This is a genomic window from Luteibacter jiangsuensis (assembly GCF_011742555.1).
Classification (GTDB): domain Bacteria; phylum Pseudomonadota; class Gammaproteobacteria; order Xanthomonadales; family Rhodanobacteraceae; genus Luteibacter; species Luteibacter jiangsuensis.
In genome coordinates this window covers 203,162-216,731 of sequence record NZ_JAAQQR010000001.1, presented here as the reverse complement: position 1 = coordinate 216,731, position 13,570 = coordinate 203,162, and the positions used below count along the sequence as shown (strand labels likewise).

Genomic DNA, 13,570 nt, shown 5'->3' with positions numbered 1-13,570 from the left:
TGTTCCGCCGCGGCTCGGGGTATCGAGAAGATAGGCTATCTCCATGTAATGAAAAGGAAAATAGGCCTATCGTTGTAGGGTTGGATGTCCGCTTGCGGACACCCCGCCCGCATGCCCATGCGCATTTTCGTCCGCCTTCGGACGCACGTCACGGCGTGGTGCGGCTATTTGCGAGTTGCATTTTCGACACACTGTCCGGAATCGGACGACGCCTCGATGTTCCGATGTGAACGGATGCGAAACGCGACCCCGGTTCAGCGGATTGCGATCAACCAAAGTGCGGCGCCCTGCACGGGTGCGGCAGTCCAATGCACTCGATAGGTGCCCGCGCGATCCACCTGTTTCCAGGCCACCGCGCCCTGTACGCCGCTTTCATCGGGAAGCTCCGTGAACGCGTCGATCAATTGGAAGCCGTCGCCGGGAGTGACCGTCATGCGCTTTACGCCGCCGTCGCCCCACCAGAAAGCGAGCAGGGTCGCCGGTCCGTCCACGCGTACGTCGCCGCTCGAGACGACCAGCGAAGGCTCGGCATAGGATTGGGCGATGTCCTGCACGTGCGTGGCGTTGCGCACCTCGACGAAGGGAAGCGAAAGTTCGCCCGCGGGTTCGCCGCGCTTTTCGATCGATACCGTGTGCGCCGGGCCGCCCTTGCCGGCGAGGGCGACGTAGCCCTGCACGGCGAAGCGGCCGCCGTAGTTGGCATAGCTCACGGCGCGACCCAGCGGACGCCAACGATTTCGGTACGTATCGGCAGGTACGGCATCGTTGCTGGCATAGCCTGCGTTGAACACGACAAAGACGCTGCCCGCCGGTTGCGTGTCCACGGCACGGGTTACCGCCGGGCTGACGCCCAGTCCTTCGCCCTGACCCAGGAAATCATGCGCGCCGAGAACGGGCCCTTGGGCGGCGGAAGCTGTCAGGACCGAGGCGGCCACGGTAAGGAAGGAGAGCAAGGGCATGGCGGTTCTCCAAAAGTGATACTTGTAAGCGTGAAGGCCGTGCGCGACGCTAGCCGGCGCGAGCGCCAGACCTGACGGTATGTCGCGTGCGCCGCCGCAGGGGACATTCTGGTGACCGACGAAACCGACTTCATCGACCTGTACGGCAAGCTGCGCGTGGAGCCCGGCTGCTCGCTCGACGAATTCAAGCGTGCGTATCGCCGCAACGTGGCGCTGTGGCATCCCGACAGGCGGCGCGGCACGCGTGCGGACAAGCTGGCCGCCGCTCGCCTGCAGCGACTGACGGCGCAATACGGGGCGGCGATGGACTTCCATCGCCGGCACGGACGCCTTCCCGGTGCTCCGCTGCCCGCGCGCGAAGCAGAGCGGGTGACGCATGAACCGCAAACTGCCGCTTCGCCTTCGCCAGCACCGCCGCAGCGTGTCCAGGCGAGGCATTGGTATGCGGTGACGCTCGCGATCTCGGCACCGCTTCTGGTCTGGTCACTTTGGCCTGCGAACGAGGTGGTGGAAACGGAGGTTCGCGAGGTACCCATCCGGATCGCGCCCAAGGCATCGGTACAGGCGCCCGTGCTTGCGCTCGGCATGACACAGGGCGAGGTGCTCGCCATCGAAGGCGAACCCACGCGGCGCGGCGACGGGCGCTGGGAATACGGTCCCTCGTGGGTGCGGTTCGAAGCGGACGCGCTGGTGGACTGGCACAGTTCGCCGTTACGTGCATTGCACGTGACCACGCCCGAACCCCCGCCCTGACAAGATGGCGCCGTCACCGCGCCCCGCGACCGAACAGCACCACCTCCACCGTCTCGATGAGGATCACCATGTCGAGGAAGAGGTTGTGATTCTTCACGTAGAAGAGGTCGTACTTGAGCTTTTCCGCCGCATCCTCTTCGGACGCGCCATACGGGTAGCTCAACTGCGCCCAGCCGGCCAACCCCGGCTTGATGCTGTGGCGCAGGTTGTAGAAACGGATCTTGCTTTCCAGGTCGGTGACGAACTGGGGCCGCTCGGGGCGAGGCCCCACGATGCTCATGTCGCCCCGTATCACGTTCCATAGTTGCGGCAGCTCGTCGAAGCGCAGCTTGCGGCAGATTCGTCCCACCCGGGTCACCCGGTCGTCGTTGCTTGACGCCCAGCGCGCAATCCCGTCCATTTCCGCGTCCGTACGCATGCTGCGGAATTTGTAGAGCCAGAAGGTCGTTCCGTGCTCGCCCACGCGCTCCTGGCGATAGAGGATCGGCTGACCCCGACCGGACTCGATGCGTATGGCCAGCGCAACGCCGAGCATGATCGGCCAGCAGAGCAGGGCGATCAGCGCGGAGGCGGTGAGGTCGAAGGCCCTTTTCAGGAAGACGGCGACCGGCGTGGCGTTGAATCCGCCAGAGAATACGAGCCACGACGGATCGAGCATGGTCAACTGCACGCGTCCCGCCTCGCGCTCGACGAAGGTGGTGAGGTCGGTGATCTGCACGCCGAGTTGGCGGCAGGCCAACAACTCGTCCATCGGCAGGCTGCCGCGACGGTCGTCCACGCCCACCACGATCTCGTCCAGCCGTTCCCTCCGGGCCAGATCGGCCAGCGATTCGGCGGGCTTCACCAGCAGGTTTTCGGGAACGGCCACCGTTTCGTTCAGGCCCCTTACGTAACCGAGCAGGCAGAAGCCGCGACGGTCCGAACGCCGGCGCATGCGATTGTGGATCTGCGCGGCGCGTTCGCCCGCGCCCAGCACGAGAACGCGGCGCTTGAGCGATTCCAGCTCGACGAGGCGCATGAACAGCGCGCGGAACCCCGCCGTGACGACAAAGGCGATGACGAGGGCCATGCCCAGGACGCCGCGACCCACATAGGCCTGCGGTACCACGTAGTAGCCGACTACTAGGATCAGGCCGCCGAAGGCGAATGCGATGGCATGCCGTGCAAGCTGCCCTCGCCAGCTCATGCGCAAGGTGGCTCGGTATTCCCCGAGGGCCGCCATGCTCAGGAAGATCACGATAGCGAACATCGCGGCGCGGGCCGTCAAGGAATGCGACGACGCGGCGAGGTCTTCGGGTGACGGGGCGAAGCGAATCCACGTTGCGGCATTGAGCGATGCGGCAAGAAGCAACACTTCGCAGCAGCCCATCAGCGTGAGCCAGCGCACGATCGGCTGTCTGAACAGGCGAATCATCGGTCGTCCCCTTGAAGCACGCGTCGTGTCGCGTGCGGATATCGGAGAGACTAGGTTGGGTATCGCGGGCTGTCGATTGCACTTCCGGACGGCCCATGGCTAGTCCGAATGGCCGTCTCGCGGGCGATCCACTACAACAGACCGGCGCTTTCGCTCAACAGCGCGCGGAGTTGTTCGGCCAGACGCAGGCTGAGCGCCACGATGGTGAACGTCGGAAATGCCCAACCACCGGTCGGAAAGACCGAACTGCCGGCCACGTGCAGGTTGGCCATGCCGTGCACTTTTCCGTCGGGGTCGACCACGCCCGTGGCGGGATCGACGGACATGCGTGTCGTGCCCATATGGTGAGCGGTACCGTGCACCTCCGGAGGCGCGTCGCCCATGGCCCAGGCCGCGGGCTCGAAACGGCCGTTGCAGGCGGCGGCGAGGCGCTGGCCGGCGATCACCGTCGTGGTGCGCCACGTATGCCTGTCGAGATCGTTGAGTCGCCATTCGACCCGCACGCGGCGCAGGCCCAGGGCGTCGCGCGATTCGCCGAGCAGCACCCGGCTGTCGCGCTGCGGTGCCTGCTCGAAGAATCCGACCAGTTCGGCCCGGTCGCTGCGCACCGTGGGCCGGTCGGCGAACTTCTGCGCTGCCGCTTTCATCACGTCGCCCATGTGCAGGCCGACGCGCATCGCGCTCAGCACGAACTTCTGGTGCATGGCCACGGCCGGCCCCGTTGGCCCATTCTGCATGGCGGCGCAGATCCGCGCTTCCAGCAGGGTCGCTTCGGTGTGGCGGGGCGGGCGCAGCGCCGCGCGCACATCGCGCAGTGCGCGGATGCCGCGGGGCACCTGGCCCTCGACCGCGAAGGGATGGACTCGTGCATTGAGGCTGCGATGCGTGCGCTGGGCCTCGAAAGAAAGACCGATTTCCGGGGACAGCGGCGCGCGTACTTTGCCGATGGTGCGTTCGTACGGCCGTGTGAGGCGGTCGGGATCGTCCGCACGCACGCTGCCGATGGCGCCGCAAGGGTGGTCCATGAAATAGCGGCCGACCAGATCGCGGTCGTTGCCGAGGCCTGCCGGTGCGACGCTGTCGGAGAGCAGCATGATGCGCGCGTTCTCGATGCCGCCGGCGGCAAGCACGTAGTGTCGCGCGCGAACGTATCCGCGCCGTCCGTCGAGGGAGCCGATGCGTGCGCCCGTGACCGTGGCGGCGTCGGCCGTCGCGTCGAGTTCCATCACGTTCGCGTGCAGCAGTGCGGTCACATTGGCGGAACGGCGCAATGCCTCTCGATACGCGTCGCCGAAGGTGATCGGACTGCGCGCGAAGACGAAGTTCGCCAGGGCTTCCGGGTCGAGGTCCAGCGGCGCGCGCGGCGGCGATCCGTCGAAGTGGCCCGGCTGGGGCAAGGCACTGATGCGGCAGAACTCGCGCGCCTTGTCGTACCACGGGGCGAGGTCGGCGTAACGCAGCGGCCATCCGCTGTCGGGCACCCAGTCGCGAGGCGCGAGGTCGTCGTCGGAGAACGGAATGCAGCCACCGCCCCACAAGGTACAACTGCCGCCGAGGACGCGCATGCGCGACATGCCGGCATCGAGTGGCAGATCGCCCGCGGATTCGCCCTCGTATAGCGACTGGCTGCGGTCTTCGCCCGAGACGCCGCCACCCTCGATCAGGCAGACGGTGAACGGCGAATCGGCGAATGCAAGCGCGATGGCGATACCGGCCGGGCCGCCGCCGACGATGCACAGGTCCGCGCGATAATCGCCGGCGGCATGTGGGTCGAGGTAGTCGATGATCACCGCGGATCTCCGGGCGGGCAGGGGGTGGGTGTCTTATGCACGGTAATACCTGCGATACCAGTCCACGAAGCGCGGCACGCCCTCGTGCACATCCACTTTCGGCGCGTGGCCGGTGGCCTGCACGAGGGCGGATACGTTGGCTTCCGTGTCCGGCACGTCCCCGGGCTGCAACGGGAGCATCTCGAGGCGGGCGGTCTTGCCGAGGCACTTTTCCAGCACTTCGATGTAACGCAGGAGCTCCACCGGTTTCTCGTTGCCGATGTTGTAGATTCGATAGGGAGCGACGCCGCTGCTGCCTGGGTCGGGCCGATCGCCCGACCAATGGGGGTCCGGTGAGGGAACACGTCCGAGGATCCCGACGACGCCGTCCACGATGTCGTCCACATAGGTGAAGCTCCGCTTGTGGCGGCCATGGTTGAAGACGCGCACGGGTTCGCCGGCCAGGATGGCCCGGGTGAACAGGAACAGCGCCATGTCCGGGCGGCCCCACGGACCGTAGACCGTAAAGAACCGAAGCCCCGTGCACGGCAGCCCGTAGAGGTGCGCATACGCGTGCGCCATCTGTTCGTTCGCCTTTTTGGTGGCGGCGTAGAGCGTCAGCGGGTGCTCCGTCGGCTGGTGCTCAGAGAACGGCATGCGGGTGTTCGCGCCGTACACGGAACTGGTGGACGCGAACACCAGGTGCTCCACGGCATGCTTCCGGCACCCCTCCAGCACGTGCAGGAAGCCGGTGACGTTGCTGGATACATAGATGTGGGGGTTCTCCGCGGCGTAGCGGACACCCGCCTGGGCGGCGAGGTGCACCACGCGTTTGGGACGGTGTATCGCGAAGGCCTGTTCCATGGCGCCGCGATCGGACAGGTCCGCATGCACATGCGTATATCCGGGAAGTTCCCGGAGGCGGGCCAGACGCGCTTCCTTCAGCCCGACATCGTAGTAGTCGGAAAGGTTGTCCAGGCCGACAACCGCTTCGCCGAGCCCGAGCAGACGAGTGGCCACGTGTGAACCGATGAAGCCCGCGGTACCGGTGACCAGGATCGTCATACCGTGGCCTTGGCTCAGAGCCGGCCGTCCACCGCGTCGCGGGGCAGCACGTATTTCACGTCGTACACCACGGAGAGGGGCTTGCCGAAGGCGCGTATACCTTCGGCGCCCATCGTGACGAACTCACGATGGCCCACGGCCACGACGATCGCGTCGTACGTGCCCCGCGCCGGTTCGGCGACGGGGTCGATGTCGTATTCGTGCCGTGCCTCGCCGGCCTGCACCCATGGATCGTGCACGTCCACCGCCACGCCATACCCCCCGAGGGCCGCGACGATGTCCACGACACGGGTGTTACGCAGGTCGGGGCAGTTCTCCTTGAACGCGAGGCCGAGCACCAGCACGCGCGCGTGCACGGGGTTGATGCCCTTGCGCACCATCAGCCGCACCAGTTCGCCGGCGATGTACGGTCCCATGCTGTCGTTGGTGCGGCGTCCGGCGAGGATCACGTCGGGATGATGGCCGACCTGCTGGGCCTTGTGCGTGAGGTAGTAGGGATCGACGCTGATGCAATGGCCGCCCACCAGGCCGGGCCGGAAGGGCAGGAAGTTCCACTTGGTGCCGGCGGCTTCCAGAACCTCCAGGGTGTCGATGCCCAGCTTGTTGAACAGGATGGCCAGGTCGTTCACCAGGGCGATGTTGAGATCTCGCTGGGTGTTCTCGATGACCTTCGCTGCTTCGGCCACCTTGAGCGAACTGGCGCGATGGGTGCCGGCGCCGATCACCGAGCGGTACAGGGCGTCCACGAAGTCCGCGGCTTCGGGCGTGGAGCCCGAGGTCACCTTGAGAATGCTGCTCACGCGATGGGTCTTGTCGCCCGGATTGATGCGCTCCGGGCTGTAACCCACGAAGAAGTCGCGGTTGAACACGAGACCCGAACCGCGCTCGAGGACCGGAACGCAGACTTCCTCGGTACAGCCCGGATAGACGGTGGACTCGTACACCACCACGTCGCCGCGCTTGAGCACTTTCGCCAACGTCTCGCTGGCCCGCAGCAGCGGCGTCAGGTCCGGCCGGCGCGCCTCGTCGATGGGCGTCGGCACCGTCACGATATAGACGTCGCACGCCGCCAGGTCGTCGAGGCTGGCCGAAAAGCGAAGGCGCGCGGACGCGGCCAGTTCGTCGGCGTCCACTTCCAGCGTGGCGTCGTGGCCGGCGCGCAGTTCGTCGATGCGGCCGGTGCGAATGTCGAATCCGAGCGTGGCGTAACGCTTGCCGAACTCGACCGCCAGGGGCAGCCCCACATAGCCGAGTCCGACAATGCCCAAACGGACACCGTCCAGGGGACGGTCCAGGAGGCCGGCGGGCGTGTCCCACGGACGCGCGTTCGTTACGGATTCAGCCACGCCGACGGTGCCGGCTGCTGCTGTGCGGCTTTCTGTGTCCATGCCCGCTTTCACCCCTTACGGCATCGAAAAACCCCGTCTGGCGGGGCGATGAGAGCGTAGCAACACGGACCGGGATTGCCTGTATGGCTTACGGAGGTGGTCGAATGGCCGATAGCGTGCAGTCGGAAGCTGCCAAAGTCCTAGAATGACGACATTTACAAGCGGGTGCGCACCGATATATGGTGCGTCCGCATCGCCCACGAAAGTAGGCATTCGACAGGCAATATCCGGCTATCTGGTCCACTCATGTCCGCGCGATCCTATCTCGGCTCTGTGCGCGTGGCCTTGCTGGACGACCATGCGCTCGTCCTGAAAGGGCTGGTCGCGCACCTCGAAAAAGCCCCCTCCATCACCATCGTCGGCAGCCATTCGAGCAGCCGTCCGTTCCGCGCCATGCTGGCCACGATGCCGGTCGACGTGGCCATCATCGATTACTCGCTGGCGCTGGATGACATCGACGGCATCGCGCTGATCAAGCAGTTGCGCGCGGCCTACCCCCGGATGAAGATCCTCGTGGTCTCGGCGCACGACCAGGGCCTGGTGATCCACAGCCTGCGACAGGCTGGCGCGGATGGTTTCGTGGCCAAGAGCCAGGAACCGGACGATGTCATCCGTGCCATCGACGCCATCATGACCGGGCGCGGCTTCCTGCCGCAGCGCGGTGTGGAGAGTGACGAACCTCCCGCGCTCGTGCCGTTGTCCCCGCGCGAATGGGAAGTGATTCGCCAGTTGCTGGAAGGCCTGACCGTGGGGCAGATCGCCACTCGTTCCGGGCGCAGCCTGAAGACGATCAGCACGCAGAAGTCGGCCGCCTTCCGGAAGCTGCGGATTTCCTCAGACAACGAGTTGTACCTGCTGCGCGATTACATTCTCGCGCTGGATGGTGGATCGGCGTGAGGCGATTCTTCGCCGTCCTTTTCGGACTGCTCGCTTTCGCCGCGGGGGCGACGGAAACGCCGGAGGCCGCAACCGCCGCGCGCAAGGCCTGGATCGCCGCGCATCCCGTGTTGCGCATCGCCGTGGACCCGCAGCAGGGATCGGAGGTGGGCGGCACCTGGGGCAATCCACTGGTCAGCCAATACCTCGAACTGGTGTCCCGGCACACCGGGCTGCGCTTCGTCACCGTGCGCACAAAATCCTGGGAGGAATCGGTAAGGGCGTTCAACGAAGGCCGCATCGACATGCTGCCGTCGCTCAGCGATCGGCTGCTGGAGGCCGACGTCGGTGATCGCGCACTCGTGTCGAAGCCCTTCTACGTAGGTCGGACCCTGATCATCAGTCGCACGGTCGGCCCCGCCACGCTGGACATGCGTGCCCTGGACGGCCGGGTGGTCGCGTTCAAGGGTGGCGGTGTCTACGAATCGTGGCTGCGTCGCGAGCATCCGTCGGTGACCCGTCTTCCCCTTGCCGACATCCACCAGGTGCTGGCGGCGGTGGAGAGCGGCATTGCCGATGCCGGCGTGGGCGTCGACGTGGCCTACCATCCGATCGTGCGGCGCGACTACGCATTGAGCCTGCGCATCGCCGGCGATGTCCCGGACATGCCGATCAGCGTGCGCGTCGCGGTGCGGAAGGACGCACCCGAGTTGCTCGCCATCATCGACGACAGCCTCCGGAGCATCGGGCCCGACGATAACCGCGCGGTGATCGAGCGCTGGCTGGAAACGGCCTACCTGCGCGCACCGACTTTGTCCCAGGTGGCTTCCGCGTATCGGGTGGAGATCGGCCTGGGGCTCACCCTTATCGTGGTGCTGGTGTTTGCCATTTGGCAGTTGCGGCGTGCGCAACTCGCCTCGAGGCGCGGCGAACGCCAGAAGACGATGCTGCTCGCCGTGATGAGCCATGAGGTGCGCAATGCGGTGAATGCCGTGGCGTCGTCGGTGGACCTGCTCTCGCGCACCTCGCTGGACGGCGCGCAACGCGACCTGATCGCCATCGCGCAGTCGAGCAGCCGCAGCCTTCAGAACCTGCTGAAAAGCGCCCTCGATTACAGCCGCTCGGAAAGCGAGGGTTTTACGCCCGACCTCGCGGCGTGCGATATCGTGGAGGTCGCGCGCGAAGTGATCGAAGGGCAGCGTGCCGCGATCGAGCACAAGGGCCTGGCCGTGCGCCTGGACTTGCCGATGGGTGCCTTGCCATGGCTGTTGCTCGACGAGACACGGATGCGCCAGCTGATGGAAAACCTGCTGTCGAACGCCGTGAAGTTCACCGAGCGCGGCCATGTGGGCATCGCACTCTGGCAGACGGCGAACGACGGTACCGACGAAGTGCGCCACCTCGTTCTCGAGGTGTTCGATACGGGCATCGGGGTGCCGCCGGAGCGACAGCGCGAACTCTTCCGACCGTTCTCGCAGGCGCACGGCACCCATTCGCGGCGCATGGGCGGTACAGGTCTCGGGCTCGGCATCTGTGCGGAAATCGTGCGCCACCTCGGTGGCCGGCTCGAATTCAGCAGCGACGTCGGCGCCGGTACCGCCGTGCGCATCGAGCTTCCGACCAGCCGCGTGCCGGTCGCGCCGCCCGAGGATTTCGCCGGAGCATCCGACGACGCCGTCCCCGAGCCGAAGGGCACGATCCTCCTTGTCGAGGACCACCCGGCGAACCGGCAGATCATCGCGGCGCAGCTGAAGTTCCTCGGTTACGACACACACACCGTGGATCACGGACAGGCGGCCATCGACGCCTTCGTACCGGGCATGTTTGCCGGGGTTCTGCTCGACTGCGAGCTGCCTGACATGCAGGGCTACGACATTGCTGCGGAATTGCGCGCGCGCGAGGCCGGCGCCGGCACGGTGCGCACACGCTTCATCGCCATCTCGGCGAACCACGGGGAAGCGCACGTGCGCCGTTGCGAGGAGAGCGGTATCGATACCGTTCTGGGCAAGCCCCTGACCCTCGGCGGTTTGCGCGATGCCATCGCCGGGGCGCCCGGCACCTCGATCGCGGAGCGGGCCTTCCGCGACGAAGCCCGGCTCGACCTCGTGGCCATTCGCGCGGCCCTTCAGGAAGCCGCACCCGAACGCGCCCTGCACGTCGCCCATCGCCTGAAGGGTGCGGCGCTCATGCTCGGGGCGACGACGGTGGCGCGGGACGTGGAACAGGTGGAAGCGCTGCTTCTTGCCCGGCCCGTCGCCCGCGGGGACATCGACGAGTTGCTCGGCAGGATCGACGAGCATCTTTGACAAGACGCCGTCGCGATTATTTTCGAAGCTTGCCTCTGGGGGGTTTAGACCGTCGGGTCCATCCCAATGTGTGCATGACACCCTTCATCCATCCCACGGGAGCAAGTCCATGAGCAGTATCAACGCAGCGGCCAGCGGCACGTTCAGGATCGGCGGCGACCTCGAGGTCAATCGCCTTGGGTTCGGCGCCATGCGCATCACCGGGAAGGGAATCTGGGGCGACCCGGCCGATCCGAGGGCGGCGCGCCAGACGCTGGAGAAACTGCCGGCCCTCGGCGTGAACCTGATCGACACGGCCGATAGTTACGGCCCCTTCGTCAGTGAGGACCTCATTCGCGAGGTGCTCCATCCCTATAAGGGCATGGTGATCGCGACCAAGGGCGGACTGACCCGCCATGGCCCGGATATCTGGGCGCCGGTAGGGCGGCCCGAGTACCTGCGCCAGTGCGTGCTGATGAGCCTGCGCCGCCTCGGCGTCGACCGTATCGATCTCTGGCAGCTCCACCGTATCGACGCGAAGGTACCGCGCGACGAGCAGTTCGGCGTGATCCGTGACATGCAGAACGAAGGCCTGATCCGCCATGTCGGCCTGTCCGAGGTGAACGTGGAGGAAATCCAGGCCGCGGCGAAATTCTTCAAGGTCGTCACGGTCCAGAACCTGTACAACCTCGGCAACCGGCAGAGCGAGGCCGTGCTGGACTACTGCACGGAGCATGGCATCGGCTTCATCCCCTGGTTCCCGCTCGCGGCGGGCGAGCTGGCGAAGGAAGGATCGGTGCTTTCGTCCATCGCGAAGAAGCTCGGCGCGACGGACGGGCAGGTTGCCCTGGCGTGGCTTCTGAAGCGCTCCCCCGTGATGCTGCCCATTCCGGGTACCGGCAGCGCGGATCATCTGGAAGAAAACATCAAGGGTGCTTCGCTGGAACTGTCGCAGGAAGACTTCGAGGCGCTCGAGCACGCGGTGAAGAAGTAAGACCAAGCTCTTTGTGGGAGCCGGCTACGCCGGCGATCCCGCGGCAGCCGGCTAGCTTGCCGCGATCACCCATCGCCGCTGAAGCGGCTCCCACAGGGGCTCAATGCAGCTTTACCGGCGGCAGCGTGGTGTCGCGGAGCCAGTCGGCCAGCCAGAGGGCGTTCGCCCTCGCCCAGCCGTGCAGCGCCACGCGATGCATGTGCTGCAACGAGACGTAGACGAGTTTTGCCAGCCAGCCGCGCATCGGAATGGGCGCGCGCTTTTCCGCCACCGGCAATTCGCCGGTGGCCTTGTATTCGCCGAGCGATACGAGCGTTCCCTTCGGGCGATACACGAAAGGTCTTGCCGGGTGGCCGTGAATCGCCTTCGGCAGGGCGTCGGCCAGGTAGTTCGCCTGCTGGTGCGCAGCCTGCGCGGTAGGCGGCACGCTGGTGCCATGGGGAGCCGCCGCGAACGCGCAATCGCCCATGGCATAGACGTCAGGCACCCCGCGGGCCTTCAGGTATTCGTCCACGACGATCCTGCGATCCCGCGAAAGCTCGAACGGTCCGAGGCCGGCGACGACATCATGTCCCGTGACGCCTGCGGCCCAAACGCGTATGTCGCAAGGCACGGTGTCGCCATCGGACAGATGGAAGGCCTCTGACGTGACGGCATCGACGCCGACGCCCACCCGCACGTGCACGCCCATGCCTTCGAGGATGCGTTCCGCCGAGGCCGAGGTCCGCGGGTCCACGGCCGGGAGGACGCGAGGGGCCATGTCCATGAGCGTGATGTCGAGCCGCGACGCGCCCGCCAAACCCCCATAGCGGTGCATGTCGTTGAATGCGTGATGCAGCTCGGCGGCCAGTTCCACGCCCGTGGCGCCGGCGCCCACGATGCCGATGCGAATGCGGCGAGCCGGATCGCCTGCGGTGCGCAAGGCCAGCGCAAGGATCTTGCGCCGCAGCGCGATGGCCTGCGCCGGACTGTCGAGCATGTCGCAGTAGTCGAGCACGCCCGGTGTGCCGAAGTCGTTCACCCGGCTCCCGATGGCGAGCACCAGCGTGTCGTAGTGCAGCGACCGCGGTGGCAGGATGGCCTCGTCCGTAAGCGGCATCCGCACCTCGTCCAGTGCGATGCGATGGGCGTCCGCATCGACGCGCACGAGAGCGCCGGGTTCATATCGATACCCGTGCGCCTGTCCATGCGCGAGATACGAGACGGCTTCCTCGCCGTCGCCCAGCAGGCCGGCAGCGAGCTCGTGCAGCCGCGGCTTCCAGAAATGGCTGGCGTCTCTGTCCACCAGCACCACGTCCAGGTCTCGCCGCCTGCCGAGCCTCGTAGCCAGTTCGATGCCGGCGGCTCCGCCGCCGACGATCGCGACGGTATGCGCGCCGGGATCTTTCGGGATAGTCATGCGTCATCTCCCATATCGTCGGGGCAGCATACCGTTGCGATCGTTGCCGCGTCGCGAAGGCACGAGTGCATGAATCGACAAGACGCGGTCAGGACGCACATGCGTGCGCAAGAACCGGATGGCCGCGCCGGACGGCGGAGCGGAGGATACGTCCCATCCCCGAACGAAGAGCCAGCCATGTCCTTTCGCATTACCGGTCTCGATCCCGCGCCCTTTGTCCCGCTTTACGGTCTCGACGAAGCGTCGTTGCAGGCTCGCCGCATCGTTCGCATGCGGGCGTCGGACGACACGGGCTTCCCCGAGCGCATCGAATTGCGCAACGCGCGGCGCGGCGAGTGCCTGTTGCTGCTCAACTACATGCATCAACCGGCGGACACGCCGTTTCGTTCAAGCCACGCGATCTTCGTGCGCGAAGGGGCCACCGTGGCCTACGACGCGATCGACGAGGTGCCGGAACCGCTGCGTGTGCGCACCATCTCCCTGCGCGGCTTCGATCGCAACCACCATATTGCCGACGCAAGGGTGGTGCACGGCGAACAGCTGACCCACGCCATCGAGCAGCTGTTCGCGATGGAGCAGGTGAGCTACCTGCACGCGCATTACGCCGGCTACGGTTGCTACGCGGCGCGCGTCGACCGGGCGTAGTGCTTCCGGCGCGGCCGCGGCGT

General features: G+C 66.4%; 11 protein-coding genes. 5 read left to right on the top strand and 6 right to left on the bottom strand.

From position 1 onward, the window contains the following. Positions 1-254: 254 nt before the first annotated feature. A complete protein-coding gene (locus tag HBF26_RS00900; RefSeq protein WP_167122161.1) occupies positions 255-959 on the bottom strand; it encodes a hypothetical protein in 705 nt (234 codons plus the stop codon). A 111-nt stretch (positions 960-1,070) separates the two neighbouring features. Between HBF26_RS00900 and HBF26_RS00895 the strand changes: the two genes are divergently transcribed. Next, positions 1,071-1,712 carry a DnaJ domain-containing protein gene (locus HBF26_RS00895; protein WP_167122159.1) on the top strand — a complete coding sequence of 214 codons (642 nt, stop codon included), beginning with the start codon at positions 1,071-1,073 and terminating at the stop codon, positions 1,710-1,712. Positions 1,713-1,725: 13 nt separating this feature from the next. Here HBF26_RS00895 and HBF26_RS00890 read toward each other — a convergent pair whose 3' ends face one another. The 4 genes from HBF26_RS00890 to tviB all read right to left on the bottom strand — a co-directional run bounded on the left by HBF26_RS00890 (position 1,726) and on the right by tviB (position 7,243). Beyond that, positions 1,726-3,126 carry a TIGR03013 family XrtA/PEP-CTERM system glycosyltransferase gene (locus HBF26_RS00890; RefSeq protein ID WP_167122157.1) on the bottom strand — a complete coding sequence of 467 codons (1,401 nt, stop codon included), beginning with the start codon at positions 3,124-3,126 and terminating at the stop codon, positions 1,726-1,728. A 131-nt stretch (positions 3,127-3,257) separates the two neighbouring features. Beyond that, the gene (locus HBF26_RS00885; RefSeq protein WP_167122155.1) at positions 3,258-4,916 is read right to left on the bottom strand and encodes a GMC oxidoreductase; all 1,659 of its coding nucleotides are present in this window, start codon (positions 4,914-4,916) and stop codon (positions 3,258-3,260) included. A 33-nt stretch (positions 4,917-4,949) separates the two neighbouring features. Then, entirely contained in the window at positions 4,950-5,960 is a 1,011-nt protein-coding gene (locus HBF26_RS00880) for an NAD-dependent epimerase (RefSeq protein WP_167122152.1), read from the bottom strand. 14 nt (positions 5,961-5,974) lie between these two features. Next, positions 5,975-7,243 (bottom strand): Vi polysaccharide biosynthesis UDP-N-acetylglucosamine C-6 dehydrogenase TviB, encoded by a 1,269-nt coding sequence (gene tviB, locus HBF26_RS00875; RefSeq protein WP_240151176.1) that lies wholly within the window; start codon positions 7,241-7,243, stop codon positions 5,975-5,977. Positions 7,244-7,594: 351 nt separating this feature from the next. Here tviB and HBF26_RS00870 point away from each other — a divergent pair, with 351 nt between their 5' ends. From HBF26_RS00870 to HBF26_RS00860, 3 genes are all read left to right on the top strand, one after another. After that, complete coding sequence (locus HBF26_RS00870) at positions 7,595-8,245, top strand: response regulator (RefSeq protein ID WP_193569724.1); 651 nt, start codon at positions 7,595-7,597, stop codon at positions 8,243-8,245. Next, a complete protein-coding gene (locus tag HBF26_RS00865; protein WP_167122149.1) occupies positions 8,242-10,530 on the top strand; it encodes an ATP-binding protein in 2,289 nt (762 codons plus the stop codon). Before HBF26_RS00870 ends, HBF26_RS00865 begins: the two co-directional genes overlap by 4 nt. Positions 10,531-10,639: 109 nt before the next feature. Continuing rightward, positions 10,640-11,503, top strand: a complete 864-nt coding sequence (locus HBF26_RS00860) for an aldo/keto reductase (RefSeq protein WP_167122147.1) — start codon at positions 10,640-10,642, stop codon at positions 11,501-11,503. Positions 11,504-11,603: 100 nt separating this feature from the next. Here the strand turns inward: HBF26_RS00860 and HBF26_RS00855 are convergent, their stop codons facing one another. Then, positions 11,604-12,902: an NAD(P)/FAD-dependent oxidoreductase gene (locus HBF26_RS00855; protein ID WP_167122144.1), complete on the bottom strand. Its 1,299-nt coding sequence runs from the start codon at positions 12,900-12,902 to the stop codon at positions 11,604-11,606. Positions 12,903-13,079: 177 nt separating this feature from the next. Here HBF26_RS00855 and HBF26_RS00850 point away from each other — a divergent pair, with 177 nt between their 5' ends. Beyond that, the gene (locus HBF26_RS00850; protein ID WP_167122142.1) at positions 13,080-13,547 is read left to right on the top strand and encodes a DUF1203 domain-containing protein; all 468 of its coding nucleotides are present in this window, start codon (positions 13,080-13,082) and stop codon (positions 13,545-13,547) included. The last annotated feature ends 23 nt before the right edge of the window (positions 13,548-13,570 follow it).